21 protein-coding genes are annotated in these 21131 nt (G+C 70.0%); 17 read left to right on the top strand and 4 right to left on the bottom strand.

Features of this window, described 5'->3' with window-relative positions; genetic code table 11:
- The first annotated feature begins 67 nt into the window (after positions 1-67).
- From AB0H56_RS07100 to AB0H56_RS07115, 4 genes are all read left to right on the top strand, one after another.
- Positions 68-4948, top strand: coding sequence for an NAD-glutamate dehydrogenase (locus AB0H56_RS07100; RefSeq protein WP_357158504.1), 4881 nt, complete (start codon positions 68-70; stop codon positions 4946-4948).
- Positions 4945-5367, top strand: coding sequence for a thioesterase family protein (locus AB0H56_RS07105; protein ID WP_332909955.1), 423 nt, complete (start codon positions 4945-4947; stop codon positions 5365-5367). Before AB0H56_RS07100 ends, AB0H56_RS07105 begins: the two co-directional genes overlap by 4 nt.
- A 4-nt stretch (positions 5368-5371) precedes the next feature.
- The gene (locus AB0H56_RS07110; protein ID WP_357158507.1) at positions 5372-6043 is read left to right on the top strand and encodes a hypothetical protein; all 672 of its coding nucleotides are present in this window, start codon (positions 5372-5374) and stop codon (positions 6041-6043) included.
- A 136-nt stretch (positions 6044-6179) separates the two neighbouring features.
- A complete protein-coding gene (locus AB0H56_RS07115) occupies positions 6180-6479 on the top strand; it encodes a DUF1540 domain-containing protein (RefSeq protein ID WP_110039456.1) in 300 nt (99 codons plus the stop codon).
- Between the two features lie 162 nt (positions 6480-6641).
- Here AB0H56_RS07115 and AB0H56_RS07120 read toward each other — a convergent pair whose 3' ends face one another.
- Positions 6642-6962: an AzlD domain-containing protein gene (locus AB0H56_RS07120; RefSeq protein ID WP_357158510.1), complete on the bottom strand. Its 321-nt coding sequence runs from the start codon at positions 6960-6962 to the stop codon at positions 6642-6644.
- Between the two features lie 205 nt (positions 6963-7167).
- Entirely contained in the window at positions 7168-7869 is a 702-nt protein-coding gene (locus AB0H56_RS07125) for an AzlC family ABC transporter permease (RefSeq protein ID WP_357158513.1), read from the bottom strand.
- A gap of 68 nt (positions 7870-7937) precedes the next feature.
- Here AB0H56_RS07125 and AB0H56_RS07130 point away from each other — a divergent pair, with 68 nt between their 5' ends.
- Positions 7938-8507: a helix-turn-helix domain-containing protein gene (locus AB0H56_RS07130; RefSeq protein ID WP_232997296.1), complete on the top strand. Its 570-nt coding sequence runs from the start codon at positions 7938-7940 to the stop codon at positions 8505-8507.
- A gap of 1 nt (position 8508) precedes the next feature.
- On the opposite strand, the gene AB0H56_RS07135 is transcribed toward AB0H56_RS07130, so the two are convergent.
- Entirely contained in the window at positions 8509-9195 is a 687-nt protein-coding gene (locus AB0H56_RS07135; RefSeq protein ID WP_280347017.1) for an HNH endonuclease, read from the bottom strand.
- 153 nt (positions 9196-9348) lie between these two features.
- Between AB0H56_RS07135 and AB0H56_RS07140 the strand changes: the two genes are divergently transcribed.
- The 9 genes from AB0H56_RS07140 (at position 9349) to AB0H56_RS07180 (ending at position 17066) form a co-directional block, all read left to right on the top strand.
- Entirely contained in the window at positions 9349-9762 is a 414-nt protein-coding gene (locus AB0H56_RS07140) for a globin (protein WP_232997298.1), read from the top strand.
- Between the two features lie 229 nt (positions 9763-9991).
- Complete coding sequence (locus AB0H56_RS07145) at positions 9992-11596, top strand: alpha-amylase family glycosyl hydrolase (RefSeq protein WP_357158517.1); 1605 nt, start codon at positions 9992-9994, stop codon at positions 11594-11596.
- Positions 11597-11668: 72 nt separating this feature from the next.
- Positions 11669-11944 (top strand): hypothetical protein, encoded by a 276-nt coding sequence (locus AB0H56_RS07150; RefSeq protein WP_110039461.1) that lies wholly within the window; start codon positions 11669-11671, stop codon positions 11942-11944.
- On the top strand, positions 11931-12395 hold the full coding sequence (locus AB0H56_RS07155; RefSeq protein WP_167456368.1) for a DUF5130 domain-containing protein: 465 nt from the start codon (positions 11931-11933) through the stop codon (positions 12393-12395). The genes AB0H56_RS07150 and AB0H56_RS07155 overlap by 14 nt, the downstream gene beginning before the upstream one ends.
- A 158-nt stretch (positions 12396-12553) precedes the next feature.
- A complete protein-coding gene (locus AB0H56_RS07160) occupies positions 12554-13177 on the top strand; it encodes a pyridoxamine 5'-phosphate oxidase family protein (protein ID WP_357158521.1) in 624 nt (207 codons plus the stop codon).
- A gap of 81 nt (positions 13178-13258) precedes the next feature.
- Complete coding sequence (locus AB0H56_RS07165; protein WP_357158523.1) at positions 13259-14404, top strand: MFS transporter; 1146 nt, start codon at positions 13259-13261, stop codon at positions 14402-14404.
- Positions 14405-14435: 31 nt separating this feature from the next.
- Entirely contained in the window at positions 14436-15302 is an 867-nt protein-coding gene (locus AB0H56_RS07170) for an alpha/beta hydrolase (RefSeq protein WP_357158526.1), read from the top strand.
- An 88-nt stretch (positions 15303-15390) separates the two neighbouring features.
- Positions 15391-16602, top strand: a complete 1212-nt coding sequence (locus AB0H56_RS07175; RefSeq protein WP_357158529.1) for a lipase family protein — start codon at positions 15391-15393, stop codon at positions 16600-16602.
- A gap of 62 nt (positions 16603-16664) precedes the next feature.
- Positions 16665-17066, top strand: coding sequence for a helix-turn-helix transcriptional regulator (locus tag AB0H56_RS07180; protein ID WP_357158532.1), 402 nt, complete (start codon positions 16665-16667; stop codon positions 17064-17066).
- Between the two features lie 136 nt (positions 17067-17202).
- On the opposite strand, the gene AB0H56_RS07185 is transcribed toward AB0H56_RS07180, so the two are convergent.
- Positions 17203-17793: a TetR/AcrR family transcriptional regulator gene (locus AB0H56_RS07185; RefSeq protein WP_357158535.1), complete on the bottom strand. Its 591-nt coding sequence runs from the start codon at positions 17791-17793 to the stop codon at positions 17203-17205.
- 69 nt (positions 17794-17862) lie between these two features.
- Between AB0H56_RS07185 and AB0H56_RS07190 the strand changes: the two genes are divergently transcribed.
- The 3 genes from AB0H56_RS07190 to AB0H56_RS07200 are packed head-to-tail and all read left to right on the top strand — an operon-like array spanning position 17863 to position 21130.
- Positions 17863-18819, top strand: coding sequence for a patatin-like phospholipase family protein (locus tag AB0H56_RS07190; protein ID WP_357158537.1), 957 nt, complete (start codon positions 17863-17865; stop codon positions 18817-18819).
- Entirely contained in the window at positions 18816-20297 is a 1482-nt protein-coding gene (locus AB0H56_RS07195; protein ID WP_357158540.1) for an NAD(P)/FAD-dependent oxidoreductase, read from the top strand. The genes AB0H56_RS07190 and AB0H56_RS07195 overlap by 4 nt, the downstream gene beginning before the upstream one ends.
- The gene (locus AB0H56_RS07200; RefSeq protein ID WP_357158543.1) at positions 20294-21130 is read left to right on the top strand and encodes an SDR family oxidoreductase; all 837 of its coding nucleotides are present in this window, start codon (positions 20294-20296) and stop codon (positions 21128-21130) included. The genes AB0H56_RS07195 and AB0H56_RS07200 overlap by 4 nt, the downstream gene beginning before the upstream one ends.
- Position 21131: the final 1 nt, after the last annotated feature.

Here is a 21131-nt window from a genome sequence, read left to right on the forward strand (position 1 = left end):
TCTCGAAAATGCGTCACCAGAGTTGCGGAATCGAAGCGAACCGAATCCATGGGAGTGGGCGAAAACGATGACGGTCTCGTCGGAAATGTCGAGCGCGGCGTGGGCCGCGGGAATGCCGCCGAGCTTGCGCGGTGATCTCGCGACACTCGAGGGAGCGTATTTCCGACACGTGGACGCCGGCGACGCGGACTTCCCGGTCACCGGCATCAACCAGATCTTCCGCCGCCACATGGAATTGGCCGCTCGCCGTCCGGCACACACCGCGCTGGTGCGGGTCTACCATCCCGACGACGGATCGGGGATGGGCGCGGCGGTCCAGGTGGTCACCGACGACATGGGACTGCTGGTCGAGTCCATCACCGCGGCCCTCGGCCGCATGCAGGTGAACGTCTCCGAGGTGATCCATCCGATCTTCGAGGTCACCCGCGATGCCGACGGCGTGCTGGTGAGCGCCGCGCCGCACGAGGTCGACGGCAACAACGCGCCGGGCGAACCGGAGTCGTGGATGCATCTGCAGCTGCATCCGTCGACGAGCCGGGGCCAGCTCGACGAGATCGAGCGCACCCTGCCGGAAGTGATCGCCGACGTCCGCCAGGTCATCGACGACACCGAGGCGATGACCGCGGTGCAGAGCTCGCTGGCCGACCAGCTCGACCGTGCCGCGGCCAAGGGCGCGGCGCCGTTCCCGGCCGCCGACCTGGCCGAATGCGCGCAACTGCTGCGCTGGCTCGCGGGCGGCAACTTCACCCTGCTCGGCTATGCCCGCTACCGGCGCGAGACCGACCACGGCCACACCGTCTCGACCCCGGTGCCGGGGGCCAGCCTCGGTGTCCTGCGCGCCGACATCGGCACCGATTTCAAGGTGCCGATCAACGGCGGTGACCGGCCGCTGCTCATGCTCACCCAGGGTCTGGTCCGCGCGACCGTGCACCGCTCGGTGTACCCGTATTTCGTCGGCGTGGCCGACGTGGACGACGCGGGTGCCATCGCAGGCGTGCACCTGTTCATCGGCGTCTTCACCGTCAGCGCCGTGCACGAGAACGTCCTCGACATCCCCGTCATCAACACCAGGGTGAGCAACGCGATCGAGGCGGCCGGGTTCGACAAGGACTCGTTCTCGGGGCAGGCGATGCTCGAGGTGATCGAGTCGTTCCCGCGCACCGAGCTGTTCTCCGCGGACACCGAGACCATGCGCCGCACCGCCGTCGCCGTGCTCGGCGTCGGCCTGCGCAGGCAGGTGCGGCTGTTCCTGCGCAGCGACAGCTATGGCCGCTTCGTGGCGTGCATGGTGTATCTGCCGCGCGATCGCTACACCACCGCGGTGCGCCTGCACATGCAGGAGATCCTGGTCAGCGAGCTGGGCGGGTCGGACATCGACTACTCGGCGCGGGTGAGCGAAAGTGAGCTCGCCAGTGTGTATTTCACCGTGATGCTGTCGGGGGAGGGCGCGGTGGCGCCCGACACCTCCGAGGACAACCGGCTGCGCCTGCAGGCCCTGCTCAACGCCGCGAGCCACACCTGGGACGACCGGATCGGGGAGCAGGTCGCCACCTCCGCCGTGCTGGATCCCGCTGTGGTGAAACGGTATTCGGAGGCCTTCCCGGAAAGCTACAAGGAAGACTTCGGGGCCGACCGCGCCATCGCTGATATCGGCAGGCTGGAACGGCTCACCGAGGGCGGCATCGACCAGTACCTCTACCGCAGGCCGGAGGCGGCGCCCGGTTCGTGGCGGTTCAGCCTCTACATCGCCGGGTCCGGTGTCTCGCTGAGCCAGGTACTGCCGGTGCTGCAGAGCCTGGGCGTCGAGGTCGTCGACGAGCGGCCCTACCAGCTGGAACTCGACGGCGGCGTGGAGCGCTGGATCTACGATTTCGGTCTGCAGGCCAGGCCCGAGCTGCTGCGCAACGCCCTCGGCGGCGACCTCGACGCCGAACTGCTCGAGCAGGCAGGCCGCGAGGACGAGCTGCACTCCCGGTTCACCGACGCCTTCGAGGCGGTCTGGTACGACCGGGCCGAGGCCGACGGGCTGAACGAACTGGTGCTGCGGGCCGGGCTGCCGTGGCGCTCGGTGTCGATTCTGCGCGCCTACGCGAAGTACCTGCAGCAGGCCGGTTTTCCGTACAGCCAGGTGAACATCGCCCGCGTGCTGCTGGCACATCCCGAGGTCTCGCGCGCGTTCGTCGACCTGTTCGCCGCCCGCTTCGATCCGGACACTGTCTCCGCCGAGAACGCCGACGCGATCGAGACGACGGTGCGCGCCGGCATCGACGACGTGGTGAGCATGGACGCCGACCGCATCCTGCGCGCCATCCTCGGACTGATCAAGGCGACGCTGCGCACCAACTACTACGTCCTCGACGCGGAGGAACGCTCGCGCGAATACCTCTCGTTCAAGGTGGAGCCGCGCGAGATCGCCGAATTGCCCAAGCCGCGACCGCAATTCGAGATCTTCGTCTACTCGCCGCGCGTGGAGGGCGTGCACCTGCGGTTCGGCTCGGTCGCGCGCGGTGGCCTGCGCTGGTCGGACCGGCTCGAGGACTTCCGCACCGAGATCCTGGGTCTGGTCAAGGCGCAGGCGGTGAAGAACGCCGTGATCGTGCCGGTCGGCGCGAAGGGCGGCTTCGTGGTGAAGCGGCCGCCCGCCGCCACCGGCGATCCGGCCGCCGACCGTCAGGCGAGCGTGGCCGAGGGCATCGCCTGCTACCGCACCTTCATCTCCGGGTTGCTCGACGTCACCGACAATGTCGACCTGGCCACGGGCGCGGTGCTGCCGCCCGCCAGGGTGGTGCGCCGCGACGGTGACGACACCTACCTCGTGGTCGCCGCCGACAAGGGCACCGCCAGCTTCTCCGACATCGCCAACGACGTGGCCACCCGCTACGGCTTCTGGCTCGGTGACGCGTTCGCCTCCGGCGGCTCGGCAGGCTACGACCACAAGGCGATGGGCATCACCGCCAGGGGCGCGTGGGAAGCGGTCAAGCGCCACTTCCGCGAGATGGGCATCGACACGCAGAGCCAGGACTTCACCGTCGTCGGCGTCGGTGACATGAGCGGTGACGTGTTCGGCAACGGCATGCTGCTCTCCGAGCACATCCGCTTGGTCGCCGCGTTCGACCACCGCCACATCTTCCTCGACCCGAATCCCGACGCCGCCACCTCCTACGCCGAGCGCGCCCGGCTGTTCGCGCTGCCGCGCTCCTCGTGGGCCGACTATGACCGCAGCCTGATCAGCGCGGGCGGCGGCGTCTTCGAGCGGACCGTGAAATCGGTGCCGATCTCGGCGCAGGCAAGGGCGGCGCTCGGCCTGCCCGACTCGGTGCAGGCGCTCTCGCCGCCGGAACTGGTGCGCGCGATCCTGCTCGCCCCGGTGCAGCTGCTGTGGAACGGCGGCATCGGCACGTACGTGAAGGCGAGCACCGAGTCCAACGCCGAGGTGGGGGACAAGTCCAACGATGCCGTGCGCGTCGACGGAAACCAGTTGCGGGTCAAGGTGATCGGCGAGGGCGGCAACCTCGGCGCCACCGCGCTCGGCCGCATCGAGTTCTGCCGCGCGGGCGGCAAGATGAACACCGACGCGCTGGACAATTCGGCGGGCGTCGACTGCTCCGACCACGAGGTCAACATCAAGGTGCTGCTCGACGGTGTGGTGAGCGCCGGCGCGCTGGCGCCCGCCGACCGCAACCCGCTGCTGGCCTCGATGACCGACGAGGTCGCGCAAATGGTGTTGCAGGACAACGTCGATCAGAACGTGCTGATCGGCATCGCCCGCACCGACGCGCCGCAGATGGTCAGCGTGCACGCGCGCGTGATCGACGATCTCGAACAGCGGCGCGGCCTCGACCGCGACCTCGAGGCGCTGCCGACCGATGCCGAACTGAAGCGGCGCGCCGAGGACGGGCGCGGCCTCACCTCGCCCGAGCTGGCCAATCTGCTCGCACACGTGAAGCTCGGGCTCAAGGCCGATCTGCTCGACACCGATCTGCCCGACAGCGTGTACTTCGCGCGGCGGCTGCCGCTCTACTTCCCGACGCCACTGCGGGAGCGCTTCGGCACCGAGATCAAGAAGCACCGGCTGCGCCGGGAGATCGTGACCACGATGCTGGTCAACGAGGTCGTGGACTACGGCGGCATCACCTACGCGCATCGGCTCAACGAGGAGGTCGGGGCAAGCACCTCCGACACCGTGCGTGCCTTCGCCGCGGCCACCGAGATCTTCGAACTGCACGACGTGTGGGCGCGCATCCGCACCGCCGATGCTCCCGCCGGGGTGTGCGATCTGCTGGAGCTGGAATCCAAGCGCACGCTCGACCGCGCCTCGCGCTGGTTGCTGAGCAACCGCCCGCAGCCGATCGCCGTCGGCGCGGAGATCAACCGCTACCACAGCCGGGTGCAGGAGCTGGCGCCCCAGGTGCCGGGCTGGCTGCGCGGCCACCACGTCACCTCGCTCACGCAGGGCGCGGCCGAACTGATCGCGCGGGGCGCGCCGACCGATCTGGCCACCGAGGTGTTCGGTCTGCTCGGCCTCTACCCGCTGCTGGACGTGGTCGACATCGCCGACATCGCCGACCGCGACGGCGCCGAGGTGGGCGCGCTGTACTACGCGCTCAACGAGCACCTGAAGATCGACTGGCTGCTCGAGGCGGTGAGCCACCTCGAACGCGGCGACCGCTGGCACGCGCTGGCCAGGCTCGCGCTGCGCGACGACATGTACGGCTCGCTGCGCTCGCTCACCCTGGACGTGCTGTCCGCGGGTGACCCGGAGGAGACGGCCGACGAGAAAATTGCATACTGGGAGTCGAAAAACCAGTCCCGGCTGGGCCGTGCGCGCGCGGCACTGTCGGAGCTGTTCGAGTCCGGGACCCACGACCTCGCCACACTGTCGGTCGCCGCGCGACAGGTGCGGAGCATGGTGAGCGGGGTGGGCGCCCAATCGGAGGTACCACGGTGACGAGTTCGCCTTTTCATGCCAAGGTCGAGATCCGCTGGTCGGACATGGACGTGTATCAGCACGTCAACCACGCGCGGATGGTGACCCTGCTCGAAGAGGCGCGGATCCCGTGGTTGTTCGACGGGGACAAGCCGACGGCGTCGATGGGTCGGCAGGGTTGTGTGCTGGTCGATCTGCACGTGAAGTACCGCGGCCAGCTGCGGCACGAGGACACCCCGCTCGACATCACCATGTGGATCAAGCAGTTGCGGGCGGTCGATTTCACGATCGGCTACGAGGTGCGGGCCAACGGCACGGCACCGGATTCGCCGCCCGCGGTCACCGCGACGACCCAGCTGGCCGCGTTCGACATCGAGACCCAGCGGCTGCGCAGGCTCACCGACGCCGAACGCGACTACCTGGCCCTGTGGCGGATCTGACGACGTGAGTTCCGAACAGCGGGTGCTGCATGCCCCCGATCCGGCCGAACGCGAGAACCTCGCGACCTTCCTCACCCGGGCGATCCGGCTCGACCCCGCCGCCGTCGTGCGCCTGCGGCGGCGCGGCTCTAGCCTGGTCTCGGCCTGGGTGGCAACGGGTTTCGAGACGCTCGCGGTGCGGACGGTGACCGCCGAACTCGGCGTCGACGATGTCACCGTCGGCGCCGACACCGTGCTCGCCGGCCTGCGCACCGGCCATCCGATCGATCTCGGCTACTCGATGGACTCGGCCTGGCGCGGTGCCCTGCCGCCCACCGAGGGCTTCAGCCATGTCGACGACGTGCCCGCCCGCGCCCTGGTCGAATTGGCCGAGCGCGGCGCTGATCTGGCGCGGGAACACGGCGGCGCGCACGGCCCGCCCGCGTCCCTGCTCGATCAGTCGGTGCTCACGGTGACCGGTTCGGACGATCTCACCGTCGATGTGCCGATGCGGGTGGTCTTCGCGCTCACCGCGATGGACTTCATTCCGCATGCGGGGGAGAAGACCGAGTCGCGCCGGATCCAGCCCTCGGAGCTCGTGCGCGTCCGCGCGACACGCACATGGTTGCGGCTGGACGCGCGCTACGGCTCGGTCGCGCGCCGCCTCGGCGGTGCAATCCCGTTGTCGCCCAGCTGAAGCCGACAGTGGACGGCGGTGCCACACGGCCCGGCTGTGCTGATAAGGCTAGCCTGACCTGCCTTGATTAGCGCTTGCGGCGGCCTAGAGTGATATCCGACACAGCGTGACCATCGAGCAGGTGAGAGGGCTGGATATGACTTCGATCGAAATGCCGCACGTCACCGAGTGCACGGTCGGCGATTGTTCCTACAACCACGACGGCTGCCACGCCTTCGCGATCAACGTCGCCGGGCACAACGGCAGCGCCGATTGCGAGACGTTCGTCCCCCTGTCGGTGAAGGGCGGGCTCGACACCGTCACCAGCATGGTCGGCGCCTGCCAGCGCGCCGACTGCGTGCACAACCGGGACCTCGAATGCGCGGCCACCGAGATCCGCGTCGGCGCGGGCTCGGCCGAACATTCCGCGCGCTGCCTGACCTACCGGTCTCGCTGAGCGCCCTTCTCAGAGCCGCGCGCTCGCCGCGCCGGTGCGGGCCCAGGACTGTCCGGTCGCCGTGACCGGACGGTCCAGGCCGTCCGCGGCGTGTCTCTCCGGTCCGCATCGTTGCGGTAGGCCAGCCAGTGCCCGCCCAGTGCGTCGTCTCCGACGCTCGGGTCAGTGCACCCCGGCGAGTCGGAGCGCGGCCGTGGTCGCGGCGGCAGCGATCACCGTGACGAGCAGCGGCACGCGGCGCCAGGCCAGCACGCCGCCCACGCCCACGCCCGCGGGCAGGGCGACGCCGAGTTCGCCGGAACCGGTGGGCAGAGTAGCGGTCGCCACCAGCGCGGCCAGCAAGATCAGCGCGCCCGTGTCGAGCAGATGGATGGTCCTGGCCGACAGCCGGAGTCGATGCCGCAGCGCGGGGCCGGTCCAGCGCAGGGCATAGGTGCCGACAGCCAGAGCGAGCATCGCGGGCAGCAGATACGGCGGGTTCACGACATCCCGCCGATCGCCGCAGCCCCGTGCACGACGACATCGCCGCCGGTCGGAGACGGCCGTAGCCGCCGGCGACCGATGCGGGCGCGCGGAGTGTCCTGTCGACTCGGTGAGCGGGTGATCGCCGGGCGCCCGGTCAGTGGCTCGCTGCGGGTCGCGCGCGACAGGTGTCCGGCTCGCCGGCCGCCGGTCGGCGAAGTGGCCGTCAACTCGTCACCACCGTGTCGGCGTCCGCGGGCGCCTCCGGTGCGCGCAGCGCGAACACCAGGGCGAGCAGCGCGATCAGCACGGGCAGGCCGGCGGGGACGAACGGCGCGACCGCGACGGCCAGCGCGGCGCCGACGAGGACGGGGCGCAGGGTGGCTCGATCGCGCAGGGCGGGCAGGATCAGGGCGAGCAGGATCACCGGGAACACCGCGTCCAGGCCGAGGGCCGAGGTGTCGGGGACGAGGGAGCCGAGGGCGGCGCCGAGGGTCGCGCCGAGCGGCCAGCACAGGGCGACACCGATGCCGCAGGCCCAGTACGCGGCTCGTTTGCGTTCCTGATCGCCGGGCGCCGATGCGAAGGCGACCGATTCGTCGTTGAGTACGTGGACGCCGAGCACGCGGCGCCAGCCCCGGCCGAACACCTCCGGCGCCGACAGACCGTACGGCAGGTGCCTGGCGTTGAGCAGCAGCCCGGCGACCACCGCGGCCAGCGGACTCCCACCGGCCGCGACGATGCCGAAGAACAGCAGCTCCGAGCCGCCCGCGAGCACCGTCACCGCCATCACGATCGGCATCCAGACGGGGAAACCGGCGGCGATCGTGGACGCGCCGTAGGACACCCCGAAGAGGCCGACGGCCAGGCAGGCCGCGGCCACGGCAGCCAGCGTGCCCCGGTCGAGTGTTCGGTACATCGAACGCATGTTTTACATGGTGAACGGCAGTGCTGGGTAAAGTCAACCCGACATCGCCAGCTCCCCAGGAGGCGTAGATGGACCGGCAGGACCCGGTCGCCGGACCACCGCAAGCGGTGATCGCGGCGTCGCTGCGGCGCGAGCGCGCCCGCGCAGGTTTGTCGCTGACCGAGGTCGCGAATCGCGCCGGCGTCGCGAAATCGACACTGTCCCAACTGGAATCGGGCACCGGGAACCCCAGCCTGGAAACCCTGTGGGCCCTGTGTGTCGCGCTGGAGATGCCGTTCTCGCGGCTGCTCGACCCGCCGCGGCCCAACGTCCAGGTGATCCGCGCCGACGAGGGCGCGCCGGTGCCCTCACCCGAGGCGGACTACCGAGTGACGTTGCTCGCAGCGGGTCAATCGCACACCCGCTGCGATGTCTACCGGGTCGCGGCCGAACCCGGGCACACCCGGCGCTCGGACCCGCACCAGATCGGCGTCGTCGAACACGTGGTGCTCGCGGCCGGGCGCGCACTGGTGGGGCCCGCCGAGGAACCCATCGAGGTGGGCCCCGGCGACTACGTGCGCTACCTCGGCGATCTGCCGCACATCTTCGAAGCGCTCGAACCGGGCACCTGGGCCTCGATGGTGATCGAGAGCCCCTGATTCAGGCGGCTCCCTCGCCGAGATACTGCAACCAGACCGGATCCAGATCGGCCGAGGTCGACAGCAGCCGCCAGTGCGGGCCCTTCGGCGAGACCAGCGGGTGGCGCAGGGTCCAGCCCAGCTCGGTGAGCATCTTGTCTGCCTTGCGGTGGTTGCACGGCGCGCAGCTGGCGACGCAGTTCTCCCACGAGTGCTCGCCGCCGCGACTGCGGGGGATCACGTGGTCGATGGTCTCGGCTTTGCCGCCGCAGTAGCCGCAGCGGTACCGGTCGCGGTGCATCAGCGCGGCGCGGGTCATCGGGACCCGGGCGCGGTAGGGCACACGGACGTAGGTGCGCAGCCGGATGACGGAGGGAATGGCCACTTCGGCGCCCGCGGAATGCAGGACCGGGCCTTCGGGATTGTCGTGTACCGCGTCGGCTTTGGCGCAGATCAGCAGGACGACAGCGCGGCGCGCGGACAGCGCGGTGAGCGGTTCGTAGGTGGCATTGAGGAGGAGGACCCGGCGTTTGCGCCAAGCGGCGGCGTCGCGGTCTCCGGCGAGGTGCAGAGGCGCGGGGTGATGCGGCTGATGGTCGGACACGATGTGCAGCGGAATGGCCCCCGAGCCACGATTGTGGACGTCGGCGGGCTGGAGTTGTCGATGCGCTCGCGCCTCGTGTGACCGGGCGCTGGGTCGCTGCTTCATCTTGACCTCAATTTCATGATTGGCAGGATCATGTGGTATCTGGGGCCGATACTGCCCCCAGTTGACCATGGTTCGCCCCGTATTGCACGGCTATTTTTCAAACTATCGGGTGAACTGTGGCTGAAGGGCGACCCCGCTCGTCATCGAGGCACAATGGAGCCTGTGACTTCCGGTGAGCAGACAGCGACCTCGTTCTACGAAGCGGTGGGCGGAGCCGAGACGTTCCGTCGTCTCGTCTCGGTGTTCTACCGCGAGGTGGCCGCCGACGAGATCCTGCGCCCGCTGTATCCGGAGGAAGACCTCGGCCCGGCCGAGCGCCGGATGCGGATGTTCCTCGAGCAGTACTGGGGCGGGCCGCGCACCTACTCCGACGAGCGCGGGCATCCGCGGTTGCGCATGCGCCACCATCCGTTCGCCATCGGGCCGCTCGAGCGTGACGCCTGGTTGCGGTGCATGACCATCGCGATCGGTGAGATCGAGCCCTCGGTCCTCGACGACGAACACCGCAAGGCCCTGCTCGACTATTTCCAAATGGCCGCTGCGTCCCTCCAGAACACGCCGGGCTGATCCGAGGCAGTGCACCGCATTCCGGCTGCCTCCCTCCAGAACACGCCGGGCTGAGGGTGCGGGTGCCCCGCGTTCGCTGCTGACGCGCAGGTGGCGGCCCTGCCGCGACCATCACCGGAGTTACCGTGACGTTTCGGTCCGGCGTGGCGAAACGCTGACGATTTGCCGGATTCCGAGAAAGTCTCGTGCCGGAGGAATATCCCGGGCAATCTTTGGCAATATTGCGGGTGTGACACAGACACCTGCCTCGCCGGTGCCGGGGGAAGCAAGCACCGCTCCGTGGTGGACAACCGCCGTGTTCTATCAGGTCTATCCACGCTCGTTCGCGGATTCCGACGGTGACGGAATCGGCGACCTGGGTGGGGTGCGCGAGAAGATGGGGTACCTGGAGCTACTCGGCGTGGACGCGCTGTGGATCTGTCCGGTGATGCGCTCGCCGCAGGCCGACGGCGGTTACGACGTGTCGGATCCGCGCGACATCGACCCGTTGTTCGGCGGCCTGGCCGCGCTGGACGAGCTGATCGCCGAGGCGCACGACCGCGAGATCAAGGTGACGATGGATCTGGTGCCCAACCACACCAGCGTCGAGCACCCGTGGTTCACCGCGGCGCTGGAGGCCGCGCCGGGCAGCCCCGAGCGGCAGCGCTACATCTTCCGGGACGGCAAGGGCGCCGACGGCGCCGAGCCGCCCAACAACTGGCCGAGCATCTTCGGCGGCCCGGCCTGGACCAGGGTGACCGAACCCGACGGCACGCCAGGTCAGTGGTACCTGCACATCTTCGCGCCCGAGCAGCCCGACCTGAACTGGGACAATCCCGAGGTCGCCGCCGACTTCGAGAAGACGCTGCGGTTCTGGCTCGATCGCGGCGTCGACGGCTTCCGGATCGACGTCGCGCACGGCATGGCCAAGCCGGAGGGCCTGCCCGACATGGCCAGGGTCGAGACCAAGATGCTGGTGCACGACGACGACGATCCCCGTTTCAACAATCCCGGTGTGCACGCCATCCACCGCCGCATCCGCACCGTGCTCGACGACTATCCGCACGCGGTGTCGATCGGCGAGGTGTGGGTCGACGACAACGTCCGCTTCGGTGAGTACGTGCGCCCCGACGAACTGCATCTGGCGTTCAACTTCCGGCTGGCCGAGACGCCGTTCACCGCCGACGGCGTGCGCGCGGCGATCACGCATTCGCTCGAGGCCGTGAGCGGCGTCGGCGCGCCGCCGACCTGGACCCTGTCCAATCACGACATCGAGCGGGAGGTCACCCGCTACGGCGGCGGCCGGATCGGGGTGGAGCGGGCGCGGGCGATGATGATGGTGGAGCTGGCGCTGCCCGGCGCGGTCTTCCTCTACAACGGCGCCGAGCTCGGTCTGCCCAATGTCGACGACCTGCCCGAGGACGCCCTGCGCGACCCGGTGTGGGAGCGCTCCGGCCACACCGAACGCGGCCGCGACGGGTGCCGGGTGCCGTTGCCGTGGGAGGGCACGCAGGCGCCGTTCGGTTTCACCGACGGAGCGCGGTCGTGGCTGCCCATCCCCGCCGAATGGGCCGACCGCACGGTGGAAGCCCAGCTGGAGACCCTGCACTCGACGCTGTCGCTGTACCGTCTGGCGATCGACCTGCGCGGGACCCGGCCGGAATTCGCCGGTGCGCGGATCGAGTGGTACGGCAGCCCCGACGGGTGCCTGGCCTTCCGCAGGCCGGGCGGGCTGGTGTGCGTGCTCAACGCCTCCGACGGGCCGATCCAGCTGCCGCCGGGGGAGGTGCTGCTGGCCAGCGCGCCCGTCTCCGACGACCGGCTGCCGGCGAACGCAGCGGCCTGGCTGGTCTGAATCGGGCGGACACGCGGGCCTTCGACATGACCGGAGGATGAACTACTACACAGCATCGTCTACCGTTGGACCGTGAGCATTCTCGAGACAGTGCTGATCTTCGTCGGCATCCCGGCCGCGATCTACTTCGCGATCGCGGGTTTGTCCTATCTCGGTAAGCCATTTCCCGGTGATAAGCCGGCCCACTTCGCGCTCGGGCAGAAGTGGACCCACCGGCCGGTGCTGTGGAGCGCTACCGACGAGGTGACCTCCGCGGGTCACCACACCGCCGAGTCGCATGGCAGTCATGTGGCTCTCGAAGCCGCCAACGCGGAGCTGATCGGAGGCCGGGCAAGTGGCAAGTTCTAAGTGGCCCGCGGTGGTCGAGGCCGACCTGCCGCACGGATTCGCGCTGACCAGCAGCGGCCGCGTCTCGGGTGTGCACGAGCCGGGCGCCGTCTTCGACGAGGTGCCCTTCACCGATCGGGAGCGCGTCGCCCTCGACAACGCGCTCACCGACGCGACCCGCGCGACCAAGGTCCGCTTCAACATCTACCTCGGCGATCTCGGGTCCGACCCGGCGACCGGCGCCGACGCGCTGCTGCCGAACACGCCGGAGGCCGCCGACTCGGTGCTCATCGCGGTCTCCCCGAACCAGGGTGCGATCGAGGTGCGTTCGGGTGCGAATGTCGCCGAGCGCGCCAACGACCGGATCTGCCAGCTGGGCGTCACCGCCGCCCTGGCCTCGTTCCGGCAGGGCAACCTGATCGACGGTCTGATCTCGGCCGTCCGCGTCATGGCCGCCTCCATCGGCCGCTAGTTCGTTCTTCCGCCGAACGGCGCGTTCACCTCGAAGGTGAACGCGCCGTTCGTCTTTCCCTGCACGAATTCTCGGACATCGGGAATGTTCTGCTCGCGCCTAACCGTTAAAGCTGGTATGAACAGTTATATGAGGATGTTCGGTGCGGGCGGTGCGGCATGACGGGCCACTACGCGCAGGTCGCGTTCACGCCGCTGGTGCGGGAACATCAGCGCGCGCACGGCAGCCTGCGCGGCTACGAGCGGATGGCCCAGGTCCCCGCCGAGGCCGATCGGATCGGGCCCGACGAGGCCGCGTTCATCGGCGCGCGGGACAGCTTCTACCTGGCGACGGTCGGCGAGACCGGGTGGCCCTATATCCAGCATCGCGGCGGCGCACCGGGTTTCCTGCGGGTGCTCGATCCCCGGACCCTCGCCTTCGCCGATTTTCGTGGCAACAAGCAGTACATCAGCCGCGGCAATCTCGATCACGACGATCGGGTCTCACTGTTCCTCATGGATTACGCCGCGCAGGCGCGGATGAAGATCTTCGGGCGGGCGCGCGTGGTAGAGGGCGCCGACGACCCGGAACTGGTCGCCTCGCTCGCGGTCGACGGCTATCGCGCGCACGTCGAGCGGGCGGTGGTGATCGAGGTCGAGGCCTTCGACTGGAACTGCCGCCAGCACATTCCCGCGCTGTACCCGCGGGCCGCTGTCGCGGAGGCGATGGGCGTCCTGCGCGATCGGATCGCGGAGCTGGAAGCCGAGAACGCGCGCCTCCGAACGGATCTCGCCAGGGGCTGACCGCTGTCCCGGATCGGTCGTGGCCGAGGCATGCCCATCTGTAACCGTTAAAACCAATTTAGATAGTTAGGACGTGATGGGATGCGACGCGAGCATCTTGCCTGGGCCGGTCTGGCCGCGATGACCGTCTCCTTCGGCTTGAACTTCACCATGGGCGTGTTCTTCGCGCCCACCGCCGCCGCCTACGGCGTCTCGGCGACCGCGCTGGCCGTGGCCGCCGCGCTCGGCACCGCGGTGACGGGCCTCGCCCAGCAGGGCATCGGCAGGCTCCTCGACCTGCTCGGCCCGAAACTCGTTCTGATCGGCGGACTCTCGCTGATCTCGGGCAGCTATCTGGTGCTGGCCACGGTCACCGAGACCTGGCAGTTCGTCGCCGCTTACATGGTGCTCGGCGGACTCGGCTTCGCCGCCTCCTCCACGCTGACCGTCACCACCCTGCTCGGCCGGGCGCACGGCGCGCAGGCCGGACCGGCCATGGCCAGGGCCGCGATCGGGATCAACCTGGGGCAGCTGATCACACCGTGGGCCGCGACGGCGCTGTTCGACCCGATCGGCGTGCGCGGCACCTTCGCGCTGCTCGGCGCGATCGGATTGACCGCGACGGCGGTGTTGTGGCGATTGCTGCCGGCCGATCGGCGCGCGAATTCGCCTGCGGGCGCGGGGGAGTCGCTGGCGGATCGGTGGAAGGTGCTGGTGTCGTTCGGCTTCCACGCCGCCACCCTGTACGTCGTCGTGCTGATGCTGCCGAAACACGCTGTGGAACAGGGGTGGTCGGTGGCGGGTGCGGGCAGGCTCGTCGCGCTGGCCGCTCTGACGGCCGGTCTGACCTCAGCGGCCATGGTGCGCCTGCTGCGCAGTCATCCGCCGGAGAGCCTGCTGCGGGTGCTCTTCGTGGTGCGGCTGGTCGCGCTGGCGCCCGCGGTGTTCCTGCCGGGACCCGAGGTCCTCGTGCTCGTCGCCGTGCTGTTCGGCATCGCCTCGTTCCCGGTCATCCCGCTCACCATGGCGATCCTGTCGCGCGGTCTCGATCCCGCGCGCATGGGTCGCACCCTGGCTCCGGCCTGGGTGATCCACCAGCTCTCCGCCGCCGCCGGACTCGGCGTGGCCACCCTCGTCCACGCCGTCACCGACGGCTACCGCGGCTACTTCGCGCTCGCGCTGCTGTTCACCGTCGCCGCCGCCGCGCTGATCTCGCCGGTCCGCCCCCGCGTGCCGGTCACCGCCTGACGAAACACCCAACCAGAAAGAGAGATCCATCATGAACCAGATCCGCCACAACACCGTCCAGATCCAGGGGCAGTCCCTCTTCTATCGGGAGGCAGGCGACCCGAACGCGCCGACGATCGTGCTGCTGCACGGGTTCCCGACCAGCTCGGCCATGTTCCGCACACTGATCCCCGAACTCGCCGCCGACTATCACGTGATCGCCCCCGACCACCTCGGCTTCGGCCAGTCGGCGATGCCGTCGGTCGACGAATTCGACTACACCTTCGACCATCTCACCGAACTCACCCTCGGCCTGCTCGACACCCTCGGCGTCGACCGGTTCGCGCTCTACATCCAGGACTACGGCGCCCCCATCGGACTGCGCATCGCCTCGGCGCATCCCGAGCGGGTCACCGCCCTGGTCACCCAGAGCGGCAATGCCTATCTGGAGGGCTTCACCCCGTTCTGGGAGGTGCTGTTCGCGCACGCGAACGACCGGGCCACGCACGAGCCCGAGGTGCGCAAGCTGCTCACCCTCGACGCGACGAAATGGCAGTACACGCACGGTGTTCCGGCCGACCGGCTGGCGCTGGTCAGCCCGGACACCTGGACGCTGGATCAGGCGTACCTGGACCGTCCGGGCAACAAGGAGATCCAGCTCCAGCTGTTCGCCGACTACAAGAACAACCTCGACGGCTACCCGGCGTTCCAGAAGTACTTCGCCGAGCACCGCCCGCCGACGCTGATCGCCTGGGGTGAGCACGACGAGATCTTCGGCGCCGACGGCGCCCGCGCGTACCTGCGTGACCTGCCGGACGCCGAACTGCACCTGCTCGACGCGGGCCACTTCGCCCTGGAGACCCACGGACCGGAGATCGCCGCGCTCATCCGCGACTTCCTCGGCCGGGTGCTGCGCTGACCGGCGGACGGCCGGGTGTCCGCGCGACGCCCGGCCGTCACGGCATCGAGTACCCTGATCGGCGGTCTATCGGCGTAACGGGGGGAACATGCGGACAGGAATCGCTCGGGTGATCACGGCGGCCGCGGCGGCGTGCCTGGCGCTCACCAGTTCGGCCTGCGCCGAGGATCTGACCGACACGGCCGGTGTCGCGGTCGGCACACCGCGGGCGGATTTCTACGACCCACCGGCGGAATCGATTCCGGGACAGCACGGTTCGGTGATCCGCAGCCAGCCGCTGACCGGCGCGCGGGTGATCCCCGGGGCGCGCAATCACCTGACGCTGTACCGCTCGGTCGACGCGCAGGGAAAACCCGTCGCGGTCTCGGGAACGCTCGCGGTGCCGGAGGGCACGCCGCCCGCCGGTGGCTGGCCGCTGATCACCTGGGCGCCCGGCACCAGCGGGGTCGCCGACGTCTGCGCGCCCTCGCGCTCGAGCGGGTCCTCGCCGAGCATCGACGAGCAGGCCCGCTGGGTCGCCAAGGGGTACGCGGTGGCCAGGACCGACTACCAAGGCCTCGGCACGCCGGGGAACCACGGCTATCTGATCGGCGAGACCGAGCAGCGCGCGATGGCCGACCTGGCCACGGCCGCACGGGAAGTCGACGAGTCCGTCGGCGCGCGCTGGGTGGCGATGGGGCACTCGCAGGGCGGCCACGCGGCCCTGTTCGCGGCCGGCGCGGCGACGGCGTGGGCGCCGCACACCCCGCTGCTCGGCGCGGTCGCGCTGGCTCCCGTCTCGCACATCGCCGAGCAGGTGCGGATGGCGAAATGGACCGTGTCGAATCCGCTGGGCAAGCTCGGCACCGGCGATATCGCGCTGTTCGTGCCGCTGCTGGTGCGCGGCGCGCAGACCGTCACCGACATCGACCCGAGCCGCTTCCTCACCGACCGCGCCGTCGCCCTGCTGCCCAGCGCCGACACCGAATGCGTCGCGGGGCTGCGTGATCAGAGCAGGTGGGGCGGGCTCTCGACGCGCGAGGTGTTCAGCAAGGACGGTGACCTGTCCGGCTTGCTGCGGGTGCTCGACGACAACGATCCCAGCGGCGTGCGGTTCACCGCCCCGGTGCTGGTACTGCAAGGTCGCGACGACATGACGGTGCCGCTGAAGTCGACCGACGCCATGGTCGCCGAACAGCAGATGCGCGGCCAGACCGTGGACTACCGGAAGTACGACGGCACCGATCACAGCGAGATCATCGCCGCTTCCTTCGCCGACGCCCTCGGCTGGGTCGACAGCAGGTTCGGCATCACCCGCTGAGGCGATTACGCCGACAGCAGAAGAACCGGGTGTGTCGGCGCGCGAGTCCCTACCCTCGCAGTATGGGCGAGCACAACGGGTTGCGGGTGATTCCGGGCGGACGCGGCGACGGGCGGACGCGCCCCGAACCGCTCTGGCGGGAGGCGCTCGGTGACCGGCTGCGCGCGCTGCGGCTCGAGCAGCGCTCGACCCTGGTCGACACCGCAGGGCGGGCGGGGATATCCCCGCAGTACCTGTCCGAGGTCGAACGTGGCCGCAAGGAACCGTCGAGTGAGATGATCGCGGCGCTCGCCGGCGCCCTCGGGACCTCGCTGAGCGAGCTGGTCGCACAGGTGGCCGAGTCGATGCGACCGGTCGCCGCCCGCACGGTCGTCCTCGGCGGCGATCGCCGTGTGAGCCCGCACATGCGGCCCGCCCCGGTCCAGAACTTCACCGCCCCGAACGCGGTCCTGCTGGCAGCCTGACGAACCGCCCGGGTGGGTCCGCGCGCCCGGGCGATTTCCCGCGAAGGGGCAGTCCGTCGTCGGTGGATCGTGCGACCGGCAATTCCCGCGAAGCCGGTCGTCGCCGCGATCGGCGCCTCGGGGCCGTTCGGCTGGCTCAGCTGGTGCGGACGGCGTCGACGAGATTGCGCAGCAGGTCGACCAGGGCGCTCACCGGCATCTCCGGATCGATCGCGCGCTGCACACCGAGGCCGATGCCGAGCGAAAGCAGTTGCAGCGCCGCCTCTTCGGCGGGGATCGGCAGCTCGAAGCCCATCTCGTCGGCCTGCACCTGCACCAGCGAGCCGAGCATGGCGGTCAGTGATCGCCTGCGGATGGCCAGTTCGGCGCGAACCTCGGGCAGGTGCCGGGTGCTGGTCGCGAACTCGACTTCGAGCGCGGTCCAGCCGACATCGCCGATGTTCTCGTCGGCCCACCGGGCGAAGCTGTCGATCCGCGCGGCCATGGTGTCCTTCGCCATGATCGCCTCGGCCAGCGATTCCGCCCGCTCGCCGTGCACGACATCGATCACGGCCAGGCCGAGTTCGTGTTTGGTCGCGAAATTCGAGTAGACGGCGCCCTTGGAGAAGCCCGCCTCGGTGGCCACCTTCTCGAGTGAGGTGACGTTGTAGCCGTCGGCGAGGAAGAGCCGCTTGGCGGTCTCGACCAAACGCTCGCGGGTGAGTGCGTGCGACTCCTTACGTGTCATTCGGGCCACCGCCGAAGTCTAGCAAATTCGGGGTACCGCTGGAATTCAAATACCGATAGTATCCGAATCATGACTACACGACGACGTGGACTCGCCATCGGATGCGGTGGTGTCCTCGGCTTCGCCTGGACGGCGGTGGCGCTCGACGCCGTCGAGCAGGCGCTGCACTGGGACGCCCGCTCCGCCGACGTGCTGATCGGAACCTCCGCGGGTGCCGAGATCGTGGCCGCGCTCGGTGCGGGCCGCACGCCGGGCGATCTGCTCGCCGCGCTCGACGGCGCGCCCGCCGCCGATCCTGTCCTCGCCGCGCACGTAGCGGTCGACCCCGGCGCGATCCCGCCCCTGCCGCGGCTCGGCCTGCCCGGCCTCGGGCTGATCGGCGCCGGAGTGCGGCGCGGCTCGGCTTACACCGCGCTGGCGGGGATGCTGCCGGAGGGGCGCGGTGACGCGAACTGGTTGCGCGCCTTCGGCCGCGCGCTGACCCCGCGTGGCGGCTGGGTCGAGCATCCGGCGACCTGGCTGGTGGCCGCCGACGCGCGGACCGGCGAGCGGGTCGCGTTCGGATCGGCGTCGGCGCCACATGTCGACCTCGGCTCGGCCATCGCCGCGTCGTGGGGCATTCCCGGCTGGTTCCCGCCGGTGCCGATCGGCGGCCGGAAATTCGTCGACGGCGGCGCGGTCTCGTCGGTGTCGGCGGACCTGCTGGTGCCGCTCGAACTCGACGAGGTGGTGGTCGTGGCCCCGATGACCTCGGCGGGCGGCGCCCCCGCCACCGGGCTGAGCCGCGTCGAGCGGCTGCTGCGCGCCCAGATGACCAAGGGGCTCGACGCCGAAGTGGCCGCGCTGCGCGCGGCGGGTACGCGCGTGATCCGGGTCGAACCCGGCCCCGCCGAACTCGCGGCGATGGGCCCCAATTTCATGGATTCCACCCGGCGCCCGGCCACGTTGGCCGCGGCCCGCAGGACCGTGCCCGCCCGCGTCGCCGAGGCGATCCGGGCGTCCGTCCGCGAAGGAGAGAACGTATGAGCACCTACCACGAAGTGGTCGTGATCGGGGCGGGGATCTCGGGCATCTGCGCCGCGATCAAGCTCGCCGAGGCAGGCGTCGAGGACGTCGTGATCGTGGAGAAGGCCGAGACCTTCGGCGGTACCTGGCGCGCCAACACCTATCCCGGCTGTGCCTGCGACGTCCCGTCGGGTCTGTACTCGTTCTCGTTCGCGCCCAACAGCGAGTGGTCGCGGCTGTTCGCGACCCAGCCCGAGATCCTGGCCTACGTCGACGGGGTGGCCCGCGCGCACGGGCTCGCCGCCCGCACCCGGTTCGGTGTGGAGGTGTTCGGCTCGCGCTGGGACGACGCCGACCGACGCTGGCACCTCGACACCAGTGACGGCGCGCTGACGGCCCGTTTCGTCGTCTCCGCGGCCGGTCCGTGGAACGAGCCGCGCGTCCCCGACATCCCCGGCCTGGCCGAATTCCCCGGCGAGGTGTTCCATTCGGCGCGCTGGAACCACGACTACGACCTGCGCGGCAAGCGCGTCGCCGTGGTCGGGACCGGCGCGTCGGCGGTGCAGTTCGTGCCCGCCATCCAGCCCGAGGTCGCCCAGCTGCATCTGTTCCAGCGCACGGCGCAGTGGGTGCTGCCGAAACTCGACCATCCCGTCCCCCGCTTCGAGAAGCGCGTGATGCGGCGACTGCCGTTCGCGCACAAGGCCTTGCGTTCGGTGGAGTACGCCCTGATGGAGGGCCTCGGCGTAGCGTTCCGCCACCCGCGCCCGCTGATGCAGACGGTGCAGACGGTGGGCTCGGCGTATCTGCGCGCGGTGGTGCGTGATCCGGCGTTGCGGGCCAAGCTGACCCCCGACTATCTGCTCGGCTGCAAGCGGATCCTGTTCTCCAACAGCTACCTCCAGTCGCTGACGAAGGACAACGTCGACGTCCACGCGACCGCCGTCACCGAATTCCGCGGCAGCACCGTGGTCGGCGCCGACGGGACGGCCGCCGAGGTGGACGCCGTCATTCTCGGGACCGGATTCCACATCCTGGACACCCCGCTCGCCGACATCGTGCGTGGCGCCGACGGCCGGACCCTGGCGGAGCACTGGCAGGGCTCGCCCGAGGCCTACCTGGGCACCGTCACCACCGGGTTCCCGAACGCGTTCAGCGTGCTGGGCCCGAGTCTGGGCACCGGTCATTCCTCGGCCTTCGCGATTCTCGAGGCCCAGGTCGACCTGCTGGTTTCGGCGATCGCGAGCGCCCGGCGCCACGGCTGGGCGATCCTGGACGTGCGACCCGAGGTGCAGGCCCGCTACGTGGAGCAGGTGCAGGCGGCGCTGCAGGGCACCGTCTACAACGCGGGCGGCTGCCAGAGCTACTACCTGGACGCCAACGGCCGCAACAGTTTCAGCTGGCCGTGGTCGACCGGCACGCTGACCCGCCGGGTCAGTGCCTTCGATCCGGCCGATTTCACGATCACCCACGACGACGAGATGGCGGTCACCGCATGAGCTACCCACGGATCGACCTGAGCGGCGCATTGGTCGCGATCACCGGCGCCGCACGCGGCATCGGACTGGCCACCGCGCGGGCCTTCGTCGCCGAGGGCGCCCATGTCGCGCTCGGCGACCTCGACGAGGCGTTGGCCGTGCAGGCCGCCGCCGACCTCGGCGACCGGGCGATGGGCCACGTCCTCGACGTCACCGACAAGTCCTCGTACGCGGCGTTCCTCGATGCCGCCGCGGCGTGGCGCGGCCGCCCGCTCGACGTGCTGGTGAACAACGCGGGCGTGATGCCCAACGGCGCCTTTCTCGAGCAGTCCGACCGGATCGACCAGCTCACCATGGACGTCAATGTCTACGGCGTGATCCACGGCATGCGGCTGGCCCTGCCCGGCATGGTCGAGCGCGGTCGCGGCCACGTGGTGAACGTCGCCTCGCTGGCGGGCAAGTTCCCGCTCAAGGGCCTGGCCGTGTACAACGCCAGCAAGTACGCCGTGGTCGGGTTGACCGCGGCGACCCGCCTGGAGATGGACGCGACCGGCGTGAGCGTGAGCGCGGTGCTGCCCTCGGCGGTGCGCACCGAACTCAGCTCCGGCATCGACTACGGCATCCTGCCCGCCGTCGATCCCGAGGACATCGCCGACGCGGTGGTCCGCACCGTCAGGACCAGGGCGGCCGAGACCGCGGTCCCCGGGTACGTCGGACTCATGGCCAACGCGGCCGGACTGGTCCCGGAGTCGCTGCTGAAGGTCGTCCGCAAGGCCGCCAACGACGACGCCGCGATCTCCCGGGTCGACGACCGGGTGCGCCGCGTCTACCTGGACCGCATCGAGAAGCAGTGAG

The organism is Nocardia sp. NPDC050717 (assembly GCF_040654275.1).
In the GTDB taxonomy this organism is placed as follows: Bacteria; Actinomycetota; Actinomycetes; order Mycobacteriales; family Mycobacteriaceae; genus Nocardia.

Bases quoted from the DNA above. Each gene is read 5' to 3' on its own strand.
- AB0H56_RS07125 (WP_357158513.1), bottom strand. From the start codon at position 7,869: ATGCGTTCGATGTACCGAACACTCGACCGGGGCACGCTGGCTGCCGTG.
- AB0H56_RS07100 (WP_357158504.1), top strand. From the start codon at position 68: ATGACGGTCTCGTCGGAAATGTCGAGCGCGGCGTGGGCCGCGGGAATG.
- AB0H56_RS07170 (WP_357158526.1), top strand. From the start codon at position 14,436: ATGAACCAGATCCGCCACAACACCGTCCAGATCCAGGGGCAGTCCCTC.
- AB0H56_RS07115 (WP_110039456.1), top strand. From the start codon at position 6,180: ATGACTTCGATCGAAATGCCGCACGTCACCGAGTGCACGGTCGGCGAT.
- AB0H56_RS07200 (WP_357158543.1), top strand. From the start codon at position 20,294: ATGAGCTACCCACGGATCGACCTGAGCGGCGCATTGGTCGCGATCACC.
- AB0H56_RS07130 (WP_232997296.1), top strand. From the start codon at position 7,938: ATGGACCGGCAGGACCCGGTCGCCGGACCACCGCAAGCGGTGATCGCG.
- AB0H56_RS07160 (WP_357158521.1), top strand. From the start codon at position 12,554: ATGACGGGCCACTACGCGCAGGTCGCGTTCACGCCGCTGGTGCGGGAA.
- AB0H56_RS07195 (WP_357158540.1), top strand. From the start codon at position 18,816: ATGAGCACCTACCACGAAGTGGTCGTGATCGGGGCGGGGATCTCGGGC.
- AB0H56_RS07135 (WP_280347017.1), bottom strand. From the start codon at position 9,195: ATGAAGCAGCGACCCAGCGCCCGGTCACACGAGGCGCGAGCGCATCGA.
- AB0H56_RS07185 (WP_357158535.1), bottom strand. From the start codon at position 17,793: ATGACACGTAAGGAGTCGCACGCACTCACCCGCGAGCGTTTGGTCGAG.
- AB0H56_RS07180 (WP_357158532.1), top strand. From the start codon at position 16,665: ATGGGCGAGCACAACGGGTTGCGGGTGATTCCGGGCGGACGCGGCGAC.
- AB0H56_RS07175 (WP_357158529.1), top strand. From the start codon at position 15,391: ATGCGGACAGGAATCGCTCGGGTGATCACGGCGGCCGCGGCGGCGTGC.
- AB0H56_RS07140 (WP_232997298.1), top strand. From the start codon at position 9,349: ATGGAGCCTGTGACTTCCGGTGAGCAGACAGCGACCTCGTTCTACGAA.
- AB0H56_RS07190 (WP_357158537.1), top strand. From the start codon at position 17,863: ATGACTACACGACGACGTGGACTCGCCATCGGATGCGGTGGTGTCCTC.
- AB0H56_RS07165 (WP_357158523.1), top strand. From the start codon at position 13,259: ATGCGACGCGAGCATCTTGCCTGGGCCGGTCTGGCCGCGATGACCGTC.